A 22,710-nucleotide genomic window follows, 5' to 3' on the forward strand; every position below is an offset into this window, starting at 1 on the left:
TGTGAATCTTTTCGACTTACCCAATGTAGACACAGAATGTTTAAAACCAATCGACGAAAAGCACTTATTTGAGCCTGAGCGCAGCCAACATAAACCTCGTATTTTGTTGCTGTATGGTTCTCTGCGAAAACGATCTTTCAGTCGTTTGGTAACGGAGGAATCTGCGCGCATATTGCAAGCCTTCGGCGCAGAAACCAAAACGTTTAATCCTTCCGGCTTGCCGCTGCCTGATGATACTGATGATCAACATCCGAAAGTTCAGGAATTGCGAAATCTGGTGGCTTGGAGTGAGGGTATGGTCTGGTGCAGCCCTGAACGGCATGGCGCTATGACCGCAGTAATGAAAGCACAGATCGACTGGATACCACTGGCCATGCAGGGAATGCGTCCCACACAAGGAAAGACGCTTGCGGTAATGCAGGTTTGTGGTGGCTCTCAATCGTTTAACGCGGTGAATCAAATGCGCGTACTTGGCCGGTGGATGCGCATGGTGACCATTCCCAATCAATCGTCAGTCGCCAAAGCTTGGTTAGAATTCAACGATAACGACCGTATGAAACCATCTTCTTACTACGACCGCATTGTGGATGTTATGGAAGAGCTTATGAAGTTCACCTTATTAGTCCGCGATCGCAGCGACTATCTAGTAGATCGCTATTCGGAGCGTAAGGAAACGGCGGAAGAATTTCGGAAACGTATCGATCAGAGTGCAATGTAACGTACACGAGACGGTCTGCCGACTCCGGCAGACCATTTTTCTTCCATTCCTGGGTGGCTGGATTTTAAGCCGCCATTTTCCTGCATTCCTCCGCACAAGCGTGGCAGGCTTTGGCGCATTCCTGGCAGTGGTCGTGATCATGCTGTTGGCAAATGTCGCCACAGCGCTGGCAAATTTCTGCGCACAATTGACAAATGGTTTTTGCAAATTCGCTATCGCGTGCCATGGCTCCGGCTGCCAATCGGCAAAACTGCGCGCAATCGATATCCGTACGAATACAATCCGCCATTTTTTTCGGGTCCGCCTCGCTCAGGCAGGCAGTGGCACAGTGATCGCAGGCTGCGGCGCATTCATAACAGGCTTTAATACAACTGGCATAAAGATCATATGACATAGGGCATTCTCCGGCATGGTTGCGGCCGCATTGCTGAATCCGTTATTCAACGGCGACCCTTTTTCGTCTTTGCAATGCATATGCCGGACAGGCGCCGGTAGCATGTCTATTCTTTGGAAGGAGCGCAGCAGCGGGCGGAAATTCCATTCAGAATTGGGCAATCCGGCCGCGTGTTGCCGCTGCAGGTTTTGGCGAGGTTACTCAAGGTGTCGCGCATGGCGGACATTTCGGAAATTTTCCGGTCCAGCTCCGCGATATGATTGATGACAAGCGCTTTGACATCGGCGCTGGAGCGATTCTTGTCTTGCCAAAGCGACAACAATTGGCGGATTTCCTCCAGGGAAAATCCAAGAGAGCGGGCCGTTCCTATAAAGCGCAAATTGTGCAGGTCGCTGTCGGAATAAATACGATATCCGCTGTCATTTCTACTGGAGCGCGGCAGCAAGCCTATGCTTTCGTAGTGACGGATCATTTTGCTGCTGACGCCGCTGGCTCGCGCGGCTTCGCCGATATTCATATGGCCTCCCTGAATTGAGCTAAAAATGTGGATAAAATCCACTTGACCTTACCACGATGGGAAGGTTCACACTTTGCACCAGAGTACACGAGGAGAAAAACCTATGGCTTCAATAGTCGCCCATAAGGGCCACTCCACTCAGTCGAACGCGACCCAGGAACTGCTGATCGAGGGCGCGGGCTGCGCGAGCTGCGTTAGAAAGATTGAAACCGCTCTGAGCAATGTTGCAGGCGTGGAGAGCGCGCAGATGAATTTTGCTCTGCGCAGCGTCATGGTTAGTGGATCGGCATCAACGGATGCCTTGGTGCAAGCGGTTGAGGCCGCGGGTTACCGCGCAATGCCCGTCGCCGCCAATAGCGAAGCCGACACCTTGGAAGAAAAAGAGCGCGCTGATGCAGCGTATTTTCGCCGCCTGCTGCGCCACACCCTGGCGGCGCTCGGGTTGGGTATTCCGCTGATGCTCTACGGTTTTATTGGTGGCGATATGACCATTCACGGCGGCGCCGACCGCTGGGCATGGCTGATTGTGGGCGTGCTGACTTTGGGCGTAATGGTATTTTCCGGCCGCCATTTTTACATCGGCGGTTGGAAAAGCTTGCGCAATCATTCGGCCAATATGGATACGCTGATCGCCTTGGGAACCGGTACAGCGTGGATGTATTCCATGGTGGTTGTGCTTGCGCCGCAAATAGTTCCGGAAGTGGCGCGTCACGTTTATTTTGAAGCAACGGCGATGATTATCGGCTTGATCAATCTCGGTCTTGCGTTGGAAGTGCGTGCGCGAGGACGTACCTCGGCGGCAATTAAAAGGTTGATCGGTCTGCAACCTAAAACCGCCAGAGTGGTGCGCAACGGCCAGGAATTCGATATTCCAATAGAGCGAGTTCTGCTTAACGACAAAGTGCGCGTTCGCCCAGGTGAGCGTATCCCGGTCGATGGCGTTGTGGTGGAAGGCCAAAGTTCAGTGGATGAATCCATGCTGACTGGTGAGCCGGTTCCCGTAGCAAAACAAGCAGGCGATGCTGTATGGGCCGGTACTATCAATAAAACCGGAACCTTGATTTTTACCGCAACTAAAGTCGGTAAAGACACAGCGCTCGCGCACATTATCCAGATGGTCAAGCGCGCGCAAAATTCCAAACCGCCAATTGGCCGCATGGCGGATGTGATTTCTTCCTATTTTGTTCCTGCGGTCATGATTATCGCCATCCTCAGTGCTTTAGTGTGGCTGAATTTCGGTCCAAATCCAGCGCTGGCGTTGGCTGTTGTATCTGCCACTACTGTGCTGATTATTGCTTGTCCCTGTGCCCTCGGATTGGCGACACCTATGTCAGTAATGGTAGGAGTTGGCAAAGCAGCTGAGGCGGGAATTCTGATTCGCAATGGCGAAGCGCTACAAACCGCATCCAGTATCACGGCAATGATTCTCGACAAAACCGGCACTATTACCCTGGGCGCGCCGAAAGTGACAGACATAGAACCGGTTGAGTCTTGGACACAGGAAGATTTATTGCGTCTGGTGGCAAGTGTCGAGCAGGGCTCCGAACATCCGCTTGCGCAAGCAATTGTCGAGTCTGCCACGGAGCGCAATTTAGTTTTAAGTCCGGTTAGTCATTTTCAGGCAATTGCCGGCCAGGGGGCGGAAGGCTCTGTTGAAGGAAAAACCGTCGCGCTTGGCAATCGCAAATTAATGAATGAAAAACATATCAATGTCAAAAAATGGGAAACACGAGCTCAAGCCATGGCAGCGGAAGGAAAAACGCCTATGTACGCCGCTATCGGAGGACAGTTCGCGGGATTAATTGCCGTAGCTGATCCCATAAAACCAGACTCCGCCGCCGCGATTGCGCGCTTGCAAGAGTTGGGGATTCGCGTGGTGATGTTGACTGGCGACAATCGAATTACTGCCGAAGCAGTAGCAAAACATGTCGGTATTCGCGAAGTGCACGCGGAAGTTCAGCCTTCAGAAAAAGCCAAACATGTAGAGACATTGCAGCGCGAAGGCGAAATTGTTGGCATGACCGGCGATGGAATTAACGACGCTCCTGCACTGGCCCTTGCTAACGTCGGTTTTGCTATAGGCACTGGAACCGATGTGGCGATTGAAAGCGCGGGAATTACCTTGATGCGCGGATCCCTTCACGGCCTTGTTGACGCCATCAGCATCAGCAAAGCGACCTTGCGCAATATTCGGCAGAATTTATTTGGCGCGTTTGTTTATAACGTCGCAGGCATTCCGATTGCGGCAGGTGTGCTCTATCCGATTTTCGGCATTTTATTAAGCCCGGTGATTGCGGGTGCTGCTATGGCGTTTTCATCGGTCACGGTTGTTGCCAACGCCAACCGCCTGAGATTTTTCAAATCGGAGAAAGTCGCATGATTTGGGTCATTAATATCGTCGGGTTTTTATTGGTTGCGGTAATCGTCTGGTGGTTCTGGCTGTACAAACCGGCACGTACAGCTGTGACAAAAGAAAAGCCATTGGTGATTCTTTTGGAAAACGGTGTTTATCAACCGGCGCATATTCAATTGCCGGCCAATCAACCGGTTGCCCTGGAATTTTTCCGCAAGGATGCATCGCCTTGTGCAGAAATGGTTATTTTCCCGGCATTGGATATCAGCGAAGAATTGCCGGTGAATAAATCGAAGACGGTTCGTTTACCTCCGCTGCCAGTGGGAAACTATGAATTCCATTGTCAGATGCGAATGTATAGAGGGGAATTAACCGTCGCATGACGATCACTTCGTTATATGTCCCGGAGCATTGCGCAGTTTTTCTCGCATCATCCAAGGTTCAAGGATTCCGCTAATAAAGTTTCCCTGAGCCAGATCGCATCCTGCATTGCGAAGTGCGGCATATTGTGCGGCAGTATCGATTCCTTTGGCGATGGTTTGAAGGCCTAGTTTATGGGCCATGGCAATGCGATCGGCAGCGGTGTCAATATCTCCTTGCAGAAAATTTGCGCCTATAGTGATGAAATCGGAAACGAAGTCTTTTAAATACGCAAGGTTGGAGTGACTGCTGCCAAAATTTTCCAGCGCTACTTTAATGCCTGCTTGTTTGATTTCTCGTAGTGCAATAGCGGCTTTTTCGCTGTTTTGCATAATGGCTGCTTCGGTGATTTCCAGTCGGAGAGCACTGGGGGAAAGATCGTGTTCCTCCAGTAGCTGCTTCAACATGTCGAGGAGGTTTTCCTCCAGTAGTTGCCGTCCTGTAATTGTCACTGCGATACAGGGCGTTGATATTCCGCTGTATTCCCACAGCTTCAGTTGATGGAAAATTTGTCGAACGGTCCATTCGCCGAGAAGAAAAATAAATCCACTTTCTTCTGCCAGAGGTAAAAAAACGTCGGATGTGATAATGCCGCGCTCTGAATTGTGCCATTCGATGATGGCTTCTGCAGATACAATATCGCCGGTCTTCATATCAACTTGCGGCTGGAACGTCAAAATAAATTCCCGTTTCGCCAGTGAATCATACAAGCTGCGTTGCAATGCCAAACGGTTTTCAATAAGTCGCGACATGTTCGCGCTATAAAATGCGGAGCCTGTATTAGGCTCAATGCTATTTGCGGCAACTTCCGCCTTGCGCAGCATATCTTGCGCGTCGAAAGCGCCACCCGGATAAACAGCTACGCCGATGCGGACACTGCAATAAACTGGCATTGTATCCAGGTAATAGGGTTTAGAAAGGGTATCTGCGAGGTTTTCTACGGTAGATTCGATCGGATCTTCTGCAGTAAAGCCCGTATGAATCAGCGCAAATTCGTGAGTGGACAAACGCGCGATCAACCCTTGGTCTTGAATAAAAAATTGCAGCCGATTGCTGATTTCCAATAAATACTGAACTTCGGTGTTGTAATCGAGAACTTCATGAGTCGAGTTCAGCTGTGCAAAGCGGATATACAAAACCAGAATAATGCGCTTGTCGCTGTTATAGGTGTTGATCAGTGTTTTAAGGTGTTCCAAAAGCGTGTGACGGGTGGGGAGGCCGGTCACGCCATCATAACGTGCCAAATAATTCATTTGCTGCTCGGCGCTGCGGTGTTCTTTGCGGGCGCGGGCGTCTTGAATTTCGCGACGGATAACGGCTGGCAGGCGATTGAGTTTGTCTTTTAAAACGTAGTCCTGCGCGCCCATACGTATGGCTTCAACAGCCCGTTCCTCGCCTATGGTTCCGGATACAAAAATAAACGGAATATCCAAGTTGGAGGCTCGTACTTTCATCAGTGCGTCCATTCCACTCATGGTAGGCATGGAATAATCGGCGAGGACCACATCCCAAGGCTGCCGCAATGCTTGCTCCAATGCAGTCATGGTATCAACGCGCTGATGTTGCACACTAAACCCATTGCGCTGCAGATGACGACAGAGCAGGAGTGCATCGTCTTCGTTGTCTTCAACAATAAGGACTTTCAAGGTATTTTTTCGGTGAAAAAGCGAAACCATAAATTGCTCCGCTAAGCCTCCGGCACTTCGTTGAGAATTAACCAGTAAAGCCCCAATTGTTGGATGGCTTTAAGAAATTCGTTGAAATCGACCGGTTTGCGCACATAGCTGTTGACACCTAAACGATAGCCTTGGGCAATATCCTGTTCCTCTTTGGAGGAAGTGAGTAACACGACCGGCAGGAAGCGAGTTCGCTCCTGGGCGCGAATTTCCTGCAATACTTCCAGACCGGTTTTGCGCGGCATTTTTAAATCCAGCAGGGCGACGGCTGGCAGAGGTGGTGGTTCTTCACCGCTGAATTTGCCTCGGCCGAATAAATAATCCAGAGCTTCCATGCCGTCGTTGACCACTATAATGTCATTTGAAAGATTGGATTTGCGGAATGCCCGCAGGGCCAACTCCTGGTCGTCCGGATTGTCTTCGGCCAACAAAATCGGCTTATTCATGATATTTGTTCCTCATTACATTCATACATGGATCGTTCGCGAGGTGGAATAGTGAAATAAAATGTCGCACCTTGGTTGGGCGCCGACACGGCCCAAATATCGCCACCATGGCGGGAGATGACGCGTTTAACTGTAGCGAGGCCAACGCCCGCTCCCGGGAATTCCCCGTGGGAATGAAAGCGCTGGAAAGCGCCAAACAATTTTTCAGCTTGACTCAAATCAAAGCCCACACCATTGTCCTGCACAAAAAATGCCGCTTGGCCGTCCATGCGGCGCATACCAAATTCAATAATGGCGTTGTCGTTTTTCGAGGTATATTTCCAGGCATTGTTAAGTAGGTTAATCAGAGCGATGCGAATAAGATGGTTATCGCAAAAGACGGTCAAACCTGAGGTTACTTTGATCGATACTTGACGCTGTGGTTCGGCGTCATGAAATTCCTGCAGAATCGTTTCCACCATATCTGACAGATTGACTTCTGTCATGATAATTTCCGTGCGGTTTACCTTGGCCAATTTCAACATGTCGTCGATTAAGCCGCCCATTTTTTGGGCCGCAGCACGCACACGGTTTAAATAGTCTTTGCCAGTTTGGTCGAGAATTTCCTGATAGTCTTCGAGCAAGACTTGGCTGAAACCGTCAATTGCTCTGAGCGGTGCCCTCAAGTCATGAGAAACCGAATAGCTGAATGACTCCAGCTCTTTATTGGCAATTTCCAGCTGTGCAGTACGATCTTGCACCCTGCGCTCCAATTCGGCATTTAAGCGCAGAATATTTTCCTCGGATTTTTTCAGCGCATCTTCGGCTTCGCGACGTTCTGCTACCTCTTTTTTGAGTTCTTCGTTGGCTTGCTCCAAATCCTGCCGACTTTGGGAAACCTCGTCGAGCATTTCATTAAAGGCGTCCACCAGATGACCGATTTCGTCCTGGCTGGTCTTTTGTGCGCGCTGGGTAAAATCGCGCGAATCGGCAAGGCGGCGTGCGAGGGCGCTGAGAGAGAGTAGAGGTCCAATGACGTTTTTTTGAAGATACAGCGAAATAATGGATGAAACGGCGACGGCCAAAAAAATTGATCCAACTGCAATGGCCAAATTGCCTATCAACTTGGCGAAAATGTTATAGCGCATTCGCACCAATACAGTTCCGACAATTTCGTTATCAAATATAATCCGTTGGTGAAGGACGAGCGAGTCGACATCGGTTTGAACACCTTCCGGCCTGGTCAAAATATTGTCTGGAATTGTTGAGTCCTTATCGCGCTGATAGGATACAAAAAGGCGGCCTTTTTCGTTGTATATTGCCGCTTCCATAATATGTGGTTGGTGGCTTAATAATTCTATATACATTTGCGCGGATGCAGGATCATTGAACTGCAGGGCAGGGGTTACGGCGCGGCCAATCAGCATGGCTTGAACGGCCAGATCATTTTGCACGTCTTCACGATAATCACGCAGATTAAATCCTACCATTGCGCCGCAAGCGACCATCAACGCGATAACGGTAATAAATAGAACCGCAAGAAGAAATTTTCGTTTTAGTGATTGTCTTACCACTGGACCCTCAATGTACCTGAACAGCAATCGCCAACAGCTGCGAACTTAATTTAAGACTCGCCGCTGTTGCGCGAGAATTGGACGCCTCGAAACGCACCTTGTCTTCGCGGAGCACAAAATTGATCATTGAACCATCTGGTATGGTGGCTTCTTCTGTGACTGTTAATATCGGGGACTTTGCAGTCAGCTTTTGGAAATCTTTTAAGAAAAATCCACTGTCATTGGTGACGTATAAAATATTGATGCTTTCCAGATTGTCCGATGGGGCCACAGGACGGACAATCAGATTAAATCGGTTTTTGTGAACTCCCGCCAAGGTGCGTTCAAAGTAACCGAGACTGCGCCTGCTGCCCGCAATCCCAATTACTATGGTCGCGGTTCCATTTACGGTAGAGATGTTCGGCCACTGCACGTATGAACAAAAATGGTAGAGGAAGGCCGCTTTTATCTGTTGTTCGGAACTTTGTGCGCTGACATCTAAAACAAAAAAAGAGCACAGGGCGCCAAATACAGAGGCAAGGATCAGGACGCGGAAGCTTGCGCGTGTACCTAAATTAAATGCGATCCTTGTGTTCAATACCCCGGTCATATTGATCTCTTAGGATTTAGGCGTGCGCTGACTGGCATTTTTTGAAGTTGGAACTGCAACGCTGTTCTTGGTTATCAACCAATTGGCTTGGGCCAACATGGTGACATCGGGTTGATGATCATTTTTATGCTTATCTTGAAAGCGTTGGCCAATAGTAAACGGTGCCTGCTTAAGCTTAGTCTGTTAGTTAAATGTTTGCGAGGCTTTGCATTTCTCTTTGTATGAGGTGTTTCGTTCACTCGAATTTTTGTCGCAAAAATTACATTTTTGTCGTGATGCACATTTATTTCAGATGTTTGAATTGTCCGGGTTCGACATTTCTTCGCAGCTTGCGGCGCATATACGACAGGCGGATACGCAATCATCCATATCACCTATACCTTCGCAACTGAGTGCGCAGGCTTCGCAAACATCAGCGCACAGCTTTCTGACCGCTTCACTGAAAATCGATGACGACAATTGAAAATCGGCGCACAGTCGACAAATCGCTGCGCATTGCAGCATCAGCCGATAATGTTCCGGCTCCACGTGTTTGCCTCCCTCAGTGAGGCAATGTTGGGTTGCGGTTTGCCAACATATGCGCGCACAGCGCAAACAGGCGTCGACACAGGCATCGGATACGGAGGCGAGCGATGACATAAAAACTCTTCTAATTTACAAGGAATGATATTGCCATTAATTGCCAATCAATAATTCACGTCAGTTCGGTTTATCACACTCGTCGGATCTGGAATTTTTTGTGCATCGGTAAGATCAGTACCAATCCAAACGAGGTAGTCCTTATGGCTATGCAGAAACAAGGTTATACAAAGGAAAAAAAGCTGACTCCCTTTCAGCAGTTCGAACAAAACACGCGTGATACAGATGAAATGGATGCAAGACCACATATTGGTGACGAGCGTCGCGGCGGTAGTGATCTCGATCGCGCCCGTCGAGCAGGATTGACCGAGGCTGCTCGCCCAGGCGAGGGGCCCGGGGAAGATGATCTGGCTCCAGAGACCTTGATTCCCGAAGACGGCGCTTTATCGCCCTTTGAAACAGGTTCTGATATGCCTGCGGACCGAACCTATAGGGTTGTATCGGCCGATGAGATAGGTGCAGGGGTTGGTTTGGACGAAGCAGAGCTGGCGCACGTGGATCCTTTGGACGGCGAGCCATGGGACGATGAGGAGGAGTTGGAAGGCGAGTTTGATGATGACGATCAATATTGAAGTTACGGTCAGATCCCAGCTAGCTTAAACAAGTAGCGAGACGAGGCCGAGTAATATTTCGGACGCCATTTTGGTAATCTGACGCATCCTGAATACGCGGAAATCCAAAATGAACGAATATGAACTCGGCCTCGCGCAGTTTTCTTTGTTTGCCCAGAGCCTGGGTATCGGCTTTCTGATAGGCCTGGAGCGGGAGCGGCACGAAGAAAAAATCGCAGGCGTACGCACCTTTACCCTTATCGCTTTGGCAGGCGCACTTAGCGGGTATGTGGGCATTCACGGGGAATGGACCACAGCTCCATTGGTTTTATTAATCCTTATCGTAGCAAGTCTGTTGCTGGCCCAGTACAGAATGCAAACGGCGCTGCCTGATCCTACCACCATAGTTGCGGCCATTTTGGTATTTGTATTGAGTTACGCTGTCTGGCTGGAACAGGCGTTTTTTCCAGCGGCGCTTGCTCTGGCAGTCACCGCGGTTTTGTATTTCCGGGAAGAATTGCGCAATTTACCTAAGGAAGCTCTGATTAAGTTCAAATTTTTTCACTCATATTTTTTTGAATAATTCTCAATTTCATTCATGGCGGAAAAGGCATGATTTTTCCCGTTTTTCCTACTTGTTTTGCCTTAAATCTGGCCAATTGCCAGATTTAAGGCGCACTGACCCTAGGTCAGCAAGAATTTCTTGCAGGTAAGCAGGTTTGCAAAACCCGCTAAAACATAAAGCCGGTTGGTATTTTTGGCGAGTCCCCGGTAACGCACTTTGGCATAGCCAAACTGCTGTTTGATCTTTAAAAATACGTGCTCTACTTTCGCTCGCACTTGGGCCTTGGCTTTTTCTGCCCGTGCGGCAATTCCTCTTAATGTTTTGCGAACACCGGGACGCTGACTAATTAGCCAATCCACTTCCACATCTTTTAGATCGGGTCTTTTTTCTGCGCCGCGATATCCCGCGTCGCCCCAAACGGTACCCTCTTCGCCGTGCAGCAGTTCCGACAATTGCGTTATATCGTGCTCATTGGCAGACGTGGTAGTTAGCGTATGAACAACACCCAAAGTATCATCCACGCCAACATGCATTTTCATCCCAAAATGCCATTCGTTGCCTTTCTTGGTTTGATGCATTTCGGGATCACGCTCACCATTTTCATTTTTGGTCGAGGTGGGCGCTTCGATAATAGTGGCATCAACAATACTACCTTCTTTCAGTATTAATCCCTGTTTGTCGAGATGGCGGTTCACTTCTTTAAAAAGGGCTTCGCCTAAATTGTAGCGCTCTAACAAATGGCGGAATTTCAAAATAGTGGTTTCGTCCGGTATGGAACCGCTCAAGCTCAAGCCTGCGAATCTGCGCATGGATTCGATCTCGTACAGTGAATCCTCCATAGCTGGGTCGCTGAGATTGTAAAACAGCTGCATGCAGTGAACTCGCAGCATGACATTTAACGGGTAGGGATGGCGCCCTTGGCCATTTTTGGGGTAATGCCGCTGGATCTTGCGCTCCAATTGCTTCCAGGGAATCAGCGTATCCATTTGTTCGAGAAACTTTTCCCGCCGGGTTTTGCGCTTCTTTGCGTTATATTCGGCTTCGGCAAAAGTGAGCTGATTCATAATCGATTACCCTAAGAGTTGAGCTGTGCTAATTATGCCAAATTTTTGGACTTAACCAGAGGCTCCCTAAGCGACTGAGTCGCCAGGACATTACGTCGTTTTTTCAATTTGGCGCTGTCGCTTTTATTCTGTTGCCCATTTTGCCTAACGAAACCTATGGACCTTACGATGTAATTAATCCATCGCAGGTGGGTTGGATGGTGGTATTGATCAGCGGGCTTAGTCTCGCCGGTTACGTTGCTTTGCGATTGGTGCGCGGACAGTCCGGGATTATTTTGGTCGGACTTTTAGGTGGTTTGGCTTCTACCACGGCAACCACTTTGGTGTATTCCAAACACAGCAAAAATATTCCGAATTTTGCCGGCAGTGCCAGCACAATTATTTTGCTTTCGCATTTGGTGTTGTTCGCTCGGATTGCGGTACTGGTTGCGATTATAGAGTTTTCTCTTTTGGCATCCATCGTCCCCTGGATTATAGGTGGACTCGTTGCTGGCACTGGCTATTTGGCGGTGCTGTTGTTTCATCGTGCGCGGCAAGACCAACCTCTGCCTGAACTCACGGTTTCCAATCCTACTGAACTCAAAACCGCATTCGGGTTTGCCATAGCCTTTGCGCTAGTGTTGGTCCTGTCTGCCTGGATGAACGATGTATTTCAGAGTGCAGGGGGTTATGTAATTGCTTTTTTATCCGGGCTTACAGACGTAGATGCAATTACGATCGCCAACCTGAAATTGTTTTCCATGGGGTCGATAGAAGCCAAAACTGCGGGCATTGCTATAGTGATCGCATTTGTCGCCAACTTGATTTTAAAAATGGGGATTATTTTCACTGTGGCTGATCGTTCTCTCTGGCGACCGGTAGCTACAGGGTTTGCGGTATTGCTTGCAGGCGTAGGAGTAGGGCTTTTGGTTTCATCCTAATGACTGAGCCATGACGGAAACGGCGGCGGTAAATATGACCACCTTCCAAGGCGCTGCTTTGCCAAGGGTAAGTAACGCAAAAGCAGCGCAGGCTAACGCAAAATCCCTGGCGGAAAAAATGGCGCTGATCCAGAGGGGGTGGTAAAGCGCCGCCGCTAAAATCCCCACCACTGCAGCATTGGCTCCCGCCATAATTCTTTGCATTTTGGGATTGCGCCGCAGGTTGTCCCAAAACGGCAGTACGCCTAAAACCAGCAGCATGCCCGGTAGAAATATGCCCATCAGGCAGATCAAGGCGCCCAGCAGCCCTTTGGGCTCAGGTTGCATTACCATTCCGAGATACGCTGCGAAAGTAAATAATGGCCCGGGAATGGCCTGAGCAGCCCCGTAACCTGCAAGAAAATCGTCGGCATTTACCCACCCGGTTGCGACCGTCCGAGCTTCCAGCAAGGGCAAAACCACATGTCCACCGCCAAATACCAGCGCACCCGTTCGATAAAATGCGTCAAACAGCGCAAATGTTTGTACAGGAAAAAAGTTGGTTAATACGGGCAGGCCAAACAGCAAAACAAAAAACAAAATTAAGCATATGGTTGCCAGAAAGCGCTTAACCGGAAAACGCAATTGGCCGAGCGTATTTATATTGGTCGAGCGGCAAAATAAAAAACCACTCAACGCGCCTAATAGAATCGCGCCTAATTGGCCGATCGCTGTGGGCAATAAAATCACGGTTGCGATGGCTGCAAGAGCAATGCTTATGCGCTGAATATCCGGGCATAAAGTTCTGCCCATGCTCCAGACCGCTTGCGCTACCACGGCAACGGCGACTAGCTTTAACCCATGAATAAGTCCTTCGCCATAGAGACCGTTCAACTCACTGGCACCCAGTGCAAATAGCATCAGAACAAGTGCGGCGGGCAGGGTAAAAGTTGCCCAGGCGATGCAAGCACCCAATAAACCGCCACGCTGCAAGCCGAGTGCAAAACCGACCTGACTGCTCGCAGGGCCGGGCAAAAATTGGCAGAGCGCAACCAGATCTGCGTAGTCGGCTTCGCTCAACCATTTGCGTTTTTGCACGAATTCGGCGCGGAAGTAGGCGAGATGAGCGATGGGCCCACCAAAAGAAGTGAGCCCAGCAAACAGAAAAGCTCGGAATATCTCGGACAGGCGCGCGCTATCTGTTTTCACGGGTTAAATCCAGGAAAAGAAAACGGCATTTTAGAAGCAAGGTAAGGCTAGGGGATAGAGGCGGATCAGCTTGTGTGGTGAGATTCCGCGAACAAGCGCTTAAGGCGATAAAAATGGTATACCGCGCTTTTCACCACTGAAGCTCCATCTATTTCGGCTTCTCGCTCTTCCAGAAAGTGTAAAAATTCGAGCCATATTTCCCGTGTGCTTGCGCCGTAGCCAGAGAAAAATCGCAGTCCTTCAGTTGGTGACAAATGCAGATTTTTTTGTAATGCGCGGGATATGGCCTGCCCGCCGAGAGTGGAGCCTTGTTTAACGTACAGGTAACCCAAATAACTCGCAATATCACTGTATGGTTTTATGTAGTCGTGATGAATCTGGGAGTCCAAAGCACAACCTAAATATCGCAAATCCTCCTGTAGCCAGAGCAAAACTGGCGCCTCATGAGCAAAACGGATTTCCGTTTCCAAGGAAAATTCGGCCGTACAATAAAAGCGATAAAAGATTTGTAAGATCGTTTGATATTCATCCAGCGAGCAATCGGGCATTAATAAGCGGCGCAGCAGGGGATCGGCATGCAGCGCTTGGTGAACGTCTGCGGTGGCTTCTTTTAGTTGTTGATGAAGGCTTAGAGTTACAACGTCAGATGGCACAAAGAATTCCGTTATTTACGTACACCTATGATTTGGTAAATCTTTGGCAGAATGTCGGCAAGTATAAAATAGCGTGATGGGCAGCGCGACTTCTGACTTCATTGCGGTGAGCTTCGAATTTCACGCTTTCGCTAAATACCGCAATGTCATCGCCGTCCCGCGCGGCATAGGCAAAACAGACCACCCCGTCCTGTTCATCGTCCGACTCCGCTGTGCCGGTTATGGCAACCGCCAAATTGGGTTTTGGTTTTTCGCTTGAATCATTGGCGGCCGGTTTGTGATTGTTGAGGGCTCCCAGCACCATTTCCCGCGCAACTTCTTCACTCGTCAGGCCAAATTGTTGGATGGTTTGAGGACTGACGCCAAGGCACTCTTGTTTGGCTTGCTCGGAATAAACCACATAACCGCTATATAAAACACATCCAGAACCTGAGACATCGGCAATCAATGAGCAGACCTCACCTGCAGTGCAGGATTCGGCAGTGGTCAGAACGCGACCGTGGTCTTTCAGAAATTTGACAACATTTTTTATCGCCTCAACTTGAGCGTCGGATGAATTATCGTGAGGGTCAGTCGAAATCTTACTCATGGCGAGACTTTTTCTCCATCCAATACAGATAAAAACCTTTAGCCCAGGCAAAGGTGTACACAATGCTGAGAAAAAAAATGCCCCATTGTTCTGCTTTCCAGGTGGTGTATAACCACAGAGGTTGCCCAATCAAGCCGAAAATACAAGCGTATTTACGCCGATTGTAGCGCTCGTCCTGGCTCAGCCAGACGGCAGCTATACCGAGGACTGCAATCAATATCTGAACAGTCACGCGCAATTCCTCGAAACATATCCTGCAACGAGAAATTATCTCAGCGGACTTGAGAGCTCTGTTTGTAAGCACACAGAGCGGGAGGGGCCATCTCAGACGTGTATGTCTGAGATGGTATTGAGATGACTTCTACTCCAAAGCGCTCACGCGCGCATACACACTGCTGGTGCCATCTTTTTTGAGCAGCAGCACATCGTAAGGGGTTATGCGGTCACCCATTTCCATACCGGGGCTGCCGATGGGCATGCCTGGCACGGCTAATCCCAATGCGTCTGCGGGCTTGTCGGCAAGAAACTGCTTGATCAAACGAGCTGGAATATGGCCTTCGAAGATATAGCCGTCGGAAGAAACACTGGTGTGGCAGGACTGATATTTGCGGGCGATACCAAAGCGGGCTTTGACTTCGTTCAAATCCTCAGTGTTGTGAATGGTTGGCTCAAAGCCGTTGGCTTGCGCATGTTCAACCCACATCTGACAGCAGCCGCAGGTGGAGCTTTTATAGACTTCCAGGGCGGCGCTGCTTGAGGGGGTGGAAGATGAAGGGGAGGCTGTTGTGGAGTTCGCTGGTTTATCGCAACTACTAAGACCGATAATCCCCAAAAAAAGAAAAGACAAAATGGAAAGAGAACGAAAAATCTGCATTGAATTGCCTTATTAACAAAAAAGATTCAGCTGTTTAACAACCAGTCCAAGCCGCCAAAACGAATCATGGAGACCAAATTTTCCGGAACGCCGACAAGCGTCAGTTGTTTATCGCGTTTTTGGGCAGCACGACGCAAGCCCATGATAAGTGCGACACCCGCACTGTTGCTATAAGTTACCGCGGATAAATCCAAGGAAGCGTGAGGTGCGCACGTTTTTAACCATTCGTCGGCTTCATTTTTCAGCTCAACAACATTGGCAAAATCCACCTCGCCAGTGAGCAGCAATGCTTTGGAGCTTTTCACCCATTCGGCTTTGACGGTCATTTTTTCGTCTCGGGTGTGACTTTTGACATCAGCTTCGGCCAATTTTCCACCACGTAATCCACGTTGCCTTTGTTTTTTTCCACTGCATCGGCAAATTGGTTGCGATAGGCTTCACCCAAATTCAAACCTTCAACAACCACGTTCTGAACCAGCCAGCCGTCTTTGGTTTTTTTCAGGCGGTATTGCGCTTTGTATTGTTTGTTGGATTTTGCGTGAATGATTTGCGTGAGTGTCAAATCATCACCTTGGCTTCCTTTGGGGGCTGGCTCCCAGGTAATTCTTTCACCATCAAAGGTCAACAGCGCATCGGCGTAACTGGCCATCAGAGAATCTTTCAGAACATTGCTAAAGCGCGTAATGCGTTCGCGGAATGCAGCGCGTTCTTCGTCAGTGGTCAAGGCTTTATAGCGGCGCGCACTTGCATGCGTTGCCATAACGCCGCGGGCAAAATATTCCAGGTCGACGATTTGGCTCAGCACATCATCAATGCGTTTGTAGAAGGCTTGTGAGTCGCGATTGGTACGCTGTTTGGTTTCTTCGACGATTTTTAAAACTTCATCCGTCGCGGTTTGCAGCATCTTTTGCGGATCATCTCTGGAGATGGTGATCTCTGCACTCAATGCAGAGCTGATTTGTAGAACAACCGCCATCAATGCGCTGAATATCAGTGTTTTGTATCTGTGCATGGAGCACCTCATTATTGGGGTATTCAATCTTTTGAACCCATATTGGTTAAGAATTTACCGATCAGATCTTCCAAGACCACGGCTGATTGTGTGTCGATAATTTTGCCCCCGTCTTCCAACACATCCGGCGCTCCGCCGACGCTGATGCTGATGTACTGCTCACCCAAAACCCCGGCGGTTTTGATGCCGGCGATGCTGTCCGTGGTCAGATAATCCACGTCTTTGTTAATGGCCATTTCCACCACGGCCCGCGCACTCAGCGGATCCAAGCGGATACTGGTGACCTGGCCGACGGTAACGCCAGCGATGCTCACTTTGGCGCGCGGCTTCAGGCTACCGATATTGTTGAATTCGGCAACCACCGTATAGGTTTGCGTGCGCGAATCCTGAAAACTCAAGCCGCTGACTTTCAGCGCGAGAAAAGCCAAAGCAATAATCCCCAGTAAGATAAAAACCCCCACCGCGAGTTCCACTTGACGTTGCTGCATGTTAATTCTCCGATCTGTTTAGTCGCCAATCAGCTGATGCCGAACATGACGGCGGTAAGGAAAAAATCCAAAGCCAATACGGCCAGGGATGAATGCACTACGGTTCTGGTTGTCGCCGCGCTTATGCCGGCTGAGGTGGGCTCGGCGTCGTAACCCTGGAAAACCGCAATCCAGGTTACCACCAGACCAAACACCACTGATTTGATAAACCCGTTCATCACATCCGCGCTGAAGTCCACGGAGCTCTGCATATTCGACCAGAAAGAGCCCGCATCAACACCCAGCCAATGGACGCCAACCATAACCGCGCCCCAAATGGCCACAGCGTTGAAAACCTGCGCCAGCAGCGGCATGGACAGGATACCGGCGAGCAGCCGCGGCCGCAGGACCCGGCGCAGCGGATCGACACCGATCATTTCCATGGCGACCAACTGTTCCGTTGTTTTCATCAGACCAATTTCGGCGGTCAGTGCTGACCCCGCACGCCCGGCAAACAACAAGGCGGCCACCACCGGGCCGAGTTCGCGCAAAAGCGTAAGGGACACAAACTGTCCCAAGGCCGCTTCCGCGCCGAAACGCACCAGCACTGTGTAGCCCTGCAGAGCCAGCACCATGCCGATCAACACGCCGGAGACCACAATGATGATCATGGAGAAGACGCCGACGTAATAGATTTGCTGGATCAGCAGGCGAGGGCCGTAGCGGAAATCCGGCAGAGCGAAAAGCGCGCGGCACCAGATTTGCGTCGCCCGGCCAAGTCCTGCAGTAACGCCAAGTCCCCAGGCGCCCAAGGCTTGTATATGTTTGAGCATCAGCCGCGCCCCCCTACGAGATCGTCCTGCCAGCTGGCGGCGGGATAGTGGAAGGGCACAGGCCCGTCGGGCAGGCCGCGCAAAAATTGGCGCACCATGGGGTCTTCACTATTCATTACTTCATCCGGGGTTCCCTGGCCGATAATCCGCCCGCCTGCCAGGACAAAGATATAGTCGGCGATGGATGCCGTCTCCGCCACATCGTGGGATACCAGAATAGTTGTGGCGTGGATGTTCTCATTGATGCGCTTGATCAGATCGAGCAGCACACCCTTCAGAATGGGGTCCTGACCGGCGAAGGGTTCGTCGTACATGATCAATTCCGGGTCCAGAATAATGGTCCGCGCGAGCGCGACGCGCCTGGCCATACCGCCGGACAGCTCACTCGGCATTAAATCCCGCGCGCCGCGCAAGCCTACGGCCTGAAGTTTCATCAGTACCAGGTCGCGAATCATGTCTTCTGGAAGCTTGGTATGGACGCGCAAGGGAAAGGCGACGTTTTCGTAAACAGAGAGATCAGTAAACAGGGCGCCATTCTGAAACAGCAGGCCCATTCGGCGGCGCAGCGCGAGCAAGCCGTCGCGGTCGAGCGCGGAGACGTTCACGCCATCGACCATCACAGTGCCTTGATCGGGCTTGAGCTGACCACTAATGAGCTTGAGAAGGGTAGTTTTGCCGCAACCGCTGGGGCCCATGATGGCCGTGATCTTGTTGCGTTCGATATTCATGTCCACGTCTTTGAAGATCCAGCGGGACTCGGAGCGGCGGTAACTCAAATTGCGAATTTCGATCCAGTTAGAGGACGAATGCATGAGAAATCCTGTCGTAGTGGCCGGAAGTAATGCCGCAATTTAACGCAAAAGCCACGCGAGATCGAATCTCAGCGCGGCTTTTTTCGGACTTCTTGTATGGAATTAAGTTGCCAGACGCGCTCTAAGGATGCTTCAGCTCGTCTCGATAGGGGCCGTCTGGTAGTCCTTGTGAGTGATTATAGATGGCATTGCGGTTGGCATTCCGCGCGATACCCGGCGTATGGTCGGTGAGAGATCCGATGATTTGATCTGCCACTGCATTGGCCACCGCAGCAAGAAAACCGCTTTGATTGGGACTGGTTGAATCCTGAGTTGCCGAGACATCCGCCTCCCATAATTGGGTAGCGGTGCGGGTGTCGACCAGACGCATATGGGCGCGCACGACGGTTTGCGACGAAATGATCTGGAATTTCTGCCCCCAGTCGGAAATATTCACATATAAAACAGCGTCGGCGCCTATATGCTGGCGAATTTTATCCAGCGGGATCATATGCATTTCATCCGGTGTCGGCACACCATTTTCCTTGAGAAATTGATCGATCACAGCGACGGGAAATACGTAATAGCCTTTTTCCGCCAAAGGCTCGGAAATGGTCGATAAAAACGTATAGGGCGCGTTGACTTCAATTGACGCATTGGTTGGCGGCAACACCAAAATGGACCGCGGGCGGAGTTCGTAAAATGCTGCCTTGTCGTATTTGCTCGTTGCTGCACAACCGGTAATTACAACAGCGATTAATACAAAGCCTATCCATTGCAGACTCATCGACTGGTTCCTTTTTTCTGACTGGCTTCGTAAGCGCGCTGCAACATGCCGTCCAGCAGAACGGCAGATTCAGGGTACAGAGTTTTTTCGTTGGTGAACGCCGCTTCCGCAGCTGCCATATTGCCAACCGAGGCGTACATCAATCCCAAATGCGCGTGGATGCCCGGCGCGATTTTTTTACCTCTGTTGCGGGCGCGCTCTATATCGGCGCTGAGTTTATCAATTTGCAACTCTGGGGGAGCTTTGCCCGGCCGGTTGTACATGTCGTACACCAATTGCTCGTAATCTCCCCAGTAATAAAGCGACGAGGTGCTTTCGCATGCCGCCAATAAAATTACGGCGGCAAAAAGTGCGACTCTCAACATAAATCATTCCTTGATTATTCGCTCAGTTGTAATACACCTGTGTTTTGCGCCCGAACCAATTCGTTTACGGCTTCGGTAATAGCGAAATTCAGCACCTTGCCATTTAAAGTTGCGTCATAACCTGTGTTGGAGCCAAAACCAATAATTTCTCTTTCACTCAATTGATATTCTCCGGCACCCTGAACAGAGTGAATAATTTCGGATGTCAGCACATCAACCACATTAAGAGAAACCTTGGCATAGGCAATTTGATTTTTGCCGGAGCCAAGAATCCCAAAGAATTGTTTGTCGCCAGTGACCTTGCGGCCGAATTCTGTAACCGCACCGCTGATGGCGTAACGGGCGCCTTTTAATGATTGTTGCTGGCCGCGCAACTGCGCTTCTTCCTGAATCTGCGCCATATTGTCGCGGTCGACAACTTTAAATCGATTGGTTTGTTGCAAATGGGTTTTCAATATGGTTTTGGCCTGATTTCCCAGCTGATCATCCCCGGATGAAAAAAGGCCCTGCATATAGTTGGAGCGATTCTGAAAGTTGCCAACGACCAGTGTTGTTTTAGGCCCGTTATAGGTTGTGCCGTAGGACTCGACTTTGGGCGATTCCACAACTCTATGAGATTCGGTGGCGGTGCAGCCAAACAGAAAAAGGCAAAAAGTGATCAAAGCTGCATTTAAGCGAAAGATGTCCATAACAAAATCCTTGTATTAGAGAGAATAAAATCAATCAATAAGTGCAGAGATTGCTGTCTTATTGTGAACTGAGGTGAGTTCTGCGGTTGTAATGTTTTGTGCGCTTAAATATGGAAGCGTGTGACAGAACCATTTTTTCGCTGCAAGCCATATAACGCCAATAAGGTGACAAAAGAAAATAACACCATAAGTCCCGCAAGCTTGTGTGCGCTGGCGTATTCCAAGCCTTCAACGTAATCGTATATTTGCACGGATACGACACGCGTTTCTCCTGGAATATTGCCGCCGATCATTAATACCACGCCAAATTCTCCCACTGTATGGGCGAACCCCATAATGGCAGCGGTGATAAATCCGGATTTTGCCAGCGGCAATACAATGGAAAAAAAGCGATCCCAGGGACCTGCTCGCAAAGTTGCGGCTGCTTCCAAATGACGTTCGCTAATAGCCTCCATAGCGCCGCGAATGGGTTGGACAACAAAAGGCATGGAATAAAAAACGGACGCCACCACCAGACCCCAGAAGGTAAAGGGCAGGGTGCCGAGGCCGAGCTGTTGTGTCAGCTGACCAATAAATCCATTGGGTCCCAAACTCAACAACAAATAAAACCCGAGTACTGTAGGCGGGAGAACCAAAGGCAGGGCAACCAAGGCGCTGATGGGACCTTTTAACCAGGATCGCGTGCGGGCCAGCCACCAGGCTATAGGCGTACAGATCAATAAAAGAATCAGAGTGCTGATGGAGGCTAGCCGCAATGTCAGGTCAATGGCTAACCAATCAGCTTCAGTGAGGGTCATAAATCAATACCAACGGCATTGATTTGGAGCCTTGGCCCCAAACCTGGTTTGGACAGACGCACAGGGTAGCAAAGCCCGCGAACGCGGGCCAAGTTGATCAGTTGCTGGGTTCTGTAACAAAACCGAGTTTCGCAATGCCCGCTCGTTGCACCGCTGCCATAACCTGAGCCACATGTTCATAGGCAACTGTGCGGGCGCCGCGCAGATGTATTTCCGGTTGCGGTTGTTGCTGGGCCGCTGCCTGTAGTTTCAGCTCCAGTTCTTCCAGGGTGACTAGGGTTTCGTTCCAGTGAATTACGCCATTGTCGGTCACCGCCAATGCAATGGTGTCCGGCTTGAGCTCGGTCGGCGTATTGTCCGCACGCGGCAAATCGACTTTTACCGAGTGGGTAATGACCGGTACGGTAATAATGAAAATGATCAGCAACACCAACATCACGTCCACCAGGGGCGTCATGTTGATTTCGCTCATGACTTCAGTTTTGTCATCCAGTCCGCCGCCAAAGGCCATATCACACAGCCTCCGGTTGTGACTTGCCGCGTGAATCGAGGCGCGTTACGGGGGCTACTGCCTTGGTCGGTGGTGCGCCGGTAATCAGGTACGCGTGCAACTGGTGGGCGAAACGGTGAAGCTTGGACAGAATACCTTTGTTGCCGCGGGTGAGCGCGTTGTAGCCGAGCACTGCTGGAATCGCGACAGCCAGACCGAACGCCGTCATGATCAAGGCTTCCCCTACGGGGCCTGCCACTTTGTCGATGCTGGCCTGGCCGGAAACACCAATACTGACCAGTGCGTGATAAATCCCCCATACGGTACCGAACAGTCCCACAAACGGAGCAGTTGAACCAACGGAGGCCAGGATCGCCAAACCGCGTTGCAATCTCTCTGCAGCTTCATCAATAGAACCGCGCAGACAAGCGGTTAACCAGTCGGCCAAAGGCAAGTGTCCGTGCAGGTCCGTTTTGTGGTTGGTGTGGTGGTCGAGCGCGGCTTGACCTTCTTCCGCCAGATGACGGAAGTGGTTATCGGGGCGGCTGGGTCCGAGCAGATGCAAACCTTCAGCAAAACTTTGTGAGTGCCAGAAGTCGGCCAGTGCGCGGGCCGGTTTGCGCAATTGAAACAAACCCCATGCGCGTACAACAATCACGAACCATGATGCGATCGACATCAGCAGCAAAATGATCGCAACTGATTTCGTCACCCAATCGCCTTGACTCCAAAGCGCCTCAATACCGTAAGGGTTGTTCATGATGTTGTTA

Annotated in this window: 29 protein-coding genes; 6 read left to right on the plus strand and 23 right to left on the minus strand. The window is 50.2% G+C overall.

The annotated features are described in order from the left end of the window. Position 1: 1 nt before the first annotated feature. Positions 2–718: an arsenical resistance protein ArsH gene (gene arsH / locus DWB84_RS05685; RefSeq protein WP_187408747.1), complete on the plus strand. Its 717-nt coding sequence runs from the start codon at positions 2–4 to the stop codon at positions 716–718. Between the two features lie 64 nt (positions 719–782). On the opposite strand, the gene DWB84_RS05690 is transcribed toward arsH, so the two are convergent. Both DWB84_RS05690 and cueR read right to left on the minus strand, forming a co-directional pair. After that, a complete protein-coding gene (locus DWB84_RS05690; protein ID WP_187408748.1) occupies positions 783–1,112 on the minus strand; it encodes a four-helix bundle copper-binding protein in 330 nt (109 codons plus the stop codon). A 106-nt stretch (positions 1,113–1,218) separates the two neighbouring features. Continuing rightward, positions 1,219–1,629 carry a Cu(I)-responsive transcriptional regulator gene (gene cueR, locus DWB84_RS05695; RefSeq protein WP_187408749.1) on the minus strand — a complete coding sequence of 137 codons (411 nt, stop codon included), beginning with the start codon at positions 1,627–1,629 and terminating at the stop codon, positions 1,219–1,221. Positions 1,630–1,732: 103 nt separating this feature from the next. On the opposite strand from cueR, the gene DWB84_RS05700 reads away from it, so the two are divergent. Then, the gene (locus tag DWB84_RS05700) at positions 1,733–4,009 is read left to right on the plus strand and encodes a heavy metal translocating P-type ATPase (protein WP_187408750.1); all 2,277 of its coding nucleotides are present in this window, start codon (positions 1,733–1,735) and stop codon (positions 4,007–4,009) included. Then, positions 4,006–4,365 (plus strand): cupredoxin domain-containing protein, encoded by a 360-nt coding sequence (locus tag DWB84_RS05705; protein WP_222868012.1) that lies wholly within the window; start codon positions 4,006–4,008, stop codon positions 4,363–4,365. Before DWB84_RS05700 ends, DWB84_RS05705 begins: the two co-directional genes overlap by 4 nt. A 3-nt stretch (positions 4,366–4,368) precedes the next feature. On the opposite strand, the gene DWB84_RS05710 is transcribed toward DWB84_RS05705, so the two are convergent. Genes DWB84_RS05710 through DWB84_RS05725 form a run of 4 tightly spaced genes read right to left on the minus strand, consistent with a single transcriptional unit; the run spans position 4,369 to position 8,666 of the window. Beyond that, positions 4,369–6,078, minus strand: a complete 1,710-nt coding sequence (locus DWB84_RS05710; protein ID WP_187408751.1) for an EAL domain-containing response regulator — start codon at positions 6,076–6,078, stop codon at positions 4,369–4,371. 11 nt (positions 6,079–6,089) lie between these two features. Beyond that, complete coding sequence (locus DWB84_RS05715) at positions 6,090–6,524, minus strand: response regulator (RefSeq protein WP_187408752.1); 435 nt, start codon at positions 6,522–6,524, stop codon at positions 6,090–6,092. Next, positions 6,521–8,077, minus strand: coding sequence for an ATP-binding protein (locus DWB84_RS05720; protein ID WP_187408753.1), 1,557 nt, complete (start codon positions 8,075–8,077; stop codon positions 6,521–6,523). The genes DWB84_RS05715 and DWB84_RS05720 overlap by 4 nt, the downstream gene beginning before the upstream one ends. Before the next feature lie 7 nt (positions 8,078–8,084). Next, entirely contained in the window at positions 8,085–8,666 is a 582-nt protein-coding gene (locus DWB84_RS05725) for a YfiR family protein (protein ID WP_187408754.1), read from the minus strand. A 782-nt stretch (positions 8,667–9,448) separates the two neighbouring features. Here DWB84_RS05725 and DWB84_RS05730 point away from each other — a divergent pair. Both DWB84_RS05730 and DWB84_RS05735 read left to right on the plus strand, forming a co-directional pair. After that, positions 9,449–9,877 (plus strand): serine kinase/phosphatase, encoded by a 429-nt coding sequence (locus tag DWB84_RS05730; protein WP_187408755.1) that lies wholly within the window; start codon positions 9,449–9,451, stop codon positions 9,875–9,877. Between the two features lie 109 nt (positions 9,878–9,986). Continuing rightward, a complete protein-coding gene (locus DWB84_RS05735; RefSeq protein ID WP_187408756.1) occupies positions 9,987–10,439 on the plus strand; it encodes an MgtC/SapB family protein in 453 nt (150 codons plus the stop codon). A 101-nt stretch (positions 10,440–10,540) separates the two neighbouring features. On the opposite strand, the gene DWB84_RS05740 is transcribed toward DWB84_RS05735, so the two are convergent. Further along, on the minus strand, positions 10,541–11,485 hold the full coding sequence (locus DWB84_RS05740) for an IS5 family transposase (protein ID WP_187408757.1): 945 nt from the start codon (positions 11,483–11,485) through the stop codon (positions 10,541–10,543). Between the two features lie 140 nt (positions 11,486–11,625). Here DWB84_RS05740 and DWB84_RS05745 point away from each other — a divergent pair, with 140 nt between their 5' ends. Further along, positions 11,626–12,405, plus strand: a complete 780-nt coding sequence (locus tag DWB84_RS05745; protein ID WP_187408758.1) for a DUF4010 domain-containing protein — start codon at positions 11,626–11,628, stop codon at positions 12,403–12,405. On the opposite strand, the gene chrA is transcribed toward DWB84_RS05745, so the two are convergent. From chrA to DWB84_RS05825, 16 genes are all read right to left on the minus strand, one after another. Further along, entirely contained in the window at positions 12,397–13,593 is a 1,197-nt protein-coding gene (gene chrA / locus DWB84_RS05750) for a chromate efflux transporter (RefSeq protein ID WP_370589673.1), read from the minus strand. The genes DWB84_RS05745 and chrA overlap by 9 nt on opposite strands. A gap of 65 nt (positions 13,594–13,658) precedes the next feature. Further along, positions 13,659–14,246, minus strand: coding sequence for a biliverdin-producing heme oxygenase (locus tag DWB84_RS05755; RefSeq protein ID WP_187408759.1), 588 nt, complete (start codon positions 14,244–14,246; stop codon positions 13,659–13,661). Between the two features lie 25 nt (positions 14,247–14,271). Next, positions 14,272–14,835, minus strand: a complete 564-nt coding sequence (locus tag DWB84_RS05760) for a CinA family protein (RefSeq protein ID WP_187408760.1) — start codon at positions 14,833–14,835, stop codon at positions 14,272–14,274. Further along, positions 14,828–15,067: a hypothetical protein gene (locus DWB84_RS05765; RefSeq protein WP_187408761.1), complete on the minus strand. Its 240-nt coding sequence runs from the start codon at positions 15,065–15,067 to the stop codon at positions 14,828–14,830. The genes DWB84_RS05760 and DWB84_RS05765 overlap by 8 nt, the downstream gene beginning before the upstream one ends. A gap of 129 nt (positions 15,068–15,196) precedes the next feature. Further along, the gene (locus tag DWB84_RS05770) at positions 15,197–15,709 is read right to left on the minus strand and encodes a DUF411 domain-containing protein (RefSeq protein ID WP_187408762.1); all 513 of its coding nucleotides are present in this window, start codon (positions 15,707–15,709) and stop codon (positions 15,197–15,199) included. Positions 15,710–15,735: 26 nt separating this feature from the next. Beyond that, the gene (locus DWB84_RS05775; RefSeq protein ID WP_187408763.1) at positions 15,736–16,035 is read right to left on the minus strand and encodes a lipid asymmetry maintenance protein MlaB; all 300 of its coding nucleotides are present in this window, start codon (positions 16,033–16,035) and stop codon (positions 15,736–15,738) included. After that, entirely contained in the window at positions 16,032–16,721 is a 690-nt protein-coding gene (locus tag DWB84_RS05780) for a phospholipid-binding protein MlaC (RefSeq protein WP_187408764.1), read from the minus strand. The genes DWB84_RS05775 and DWB84_RS05780 overlap by 4 nt, the downstream gene beginning before the upstream one ends. Before the next feature lie 23 nt (positions 16,722–16,744). Further along, positions 16,745–17,209 carry an outer membrane lipid asymmetry maintenance protein MlaD gene (gene mlaD, locus DWB84_RS05785; RefSeq protein WP_187408765.1) on the minus strand — a complete coding sequence of 155 codons (465 nt, stop codon included), beginning with the start codon at positions 17,207–17,209 and terminating at the stop codon, positions 16,745–16,747. A 29-nt stretch (positions 17,210–17,238) separates the two neighbouring features. Then, positions 17,239–18,021 (minus strand): lipid asymmetry maintenance ABC transporter permease subunit MlaE, encoded by a 783-nt coding sequence (gene mlaE / locus DWB84_RS05790; RefSeq protein WP_187408766.1) that lies wholly within the window; start codon positions 18,019–18,021, stop codon positions 17,239–17,241. After that, positions 18,021–18,833, minus strand: a complete 813-nt coding sequence (locus DWB84_RS05795) for an ABC transporter ATP-binding protein (protein ID WP_187408767.1) — start codon at positions 18,831–18,833, stop codon at positions 18,021–18,023. Before DWB84_RS05795 ends, mlaE begins: the two co-directional genes overlap by 1 nt. A 121-nt stretch (positions 18,834–18,954) precedes the next feature. After that, on the minus strand, positions 18,955–19,599 hold the full coding sequence (locus DWB84_RS05800) for a GNA1162 family protein (RefSeq protein WP_187408768.1): 645 nt from the start codon (positions 19,597–19,599) through the stop codon (positions 18,955–18,957). Further along, a complete protein-coding gene (locus DWB84_RS05805; RefSeq protein WP_187408769.1) occupies positions 19,596–19,964 on the minus strand; it encodes a DUF4810 domain-containing protein in 369 nt (122 codons plus the stop codon). Before DWB84_RS05805 ends, DWB84_RS05800 begins: the two co-directional genes overlap by 4 nt. A gap of 14 nt (positions 19,965–19,978) precedes the next feature. Next, entirely contained in the window at positions 19,979–20,653 is a 675-nt protein-coding gene (locus DWB84_RS05810; protein ID WP_187408770.1) for a CsgG/HfaB family protein, read from the minus strand. 104 nt (positions 20,654–20,757) lie between these two features. Beyond that, positions 20,758–21,450, minus strand: a complete 693-nt coding sequence (gene modB, locus DWB84_RS05815; protein ID WP_187408771.1) for a molybdate ABC transporter permease subunit — start codon at positions 21,448–21,450, stop codon at positions 20,758–20,760. A gap of 97 nt (positions 21,451–21,547) precedes the next feature. Then, positions 21,548–21,961: a biopolymer transporter ExbD gene (locus DWB84_RS05820; protein ID WP_187408772.1), complete on the minus strand. Its 414-nt coding sequence runs from the start codon at positions 21,959–21,961 to the stop codon at positions 21,548–21,550. A gap of 1 nt (position 21,962) precedes the next feature. Then, complete coding sequence (locus DWB84_RS05825) at positions 21,963–22,700, minus strand: MotA/TolQ/ExbB proton channel family protein (protein WP_187408773.1); 738 nt, start codon at positions 22,698–22,700, stop codon at positions 21,963–21,965. Between the last annotated feature and the right edge of the window lie 10 nt (positions 22,701–22,710).

It is taken from the genome of Saccharophagus sp. K07, from assembly GCF_014336955.1.
Classification (GTDB): domain Bacteria; phylum Pseudomonadota; class Gammaproteobacteria; order Pseudomonadales; family Cellvibrionaceae; genus UBA5868.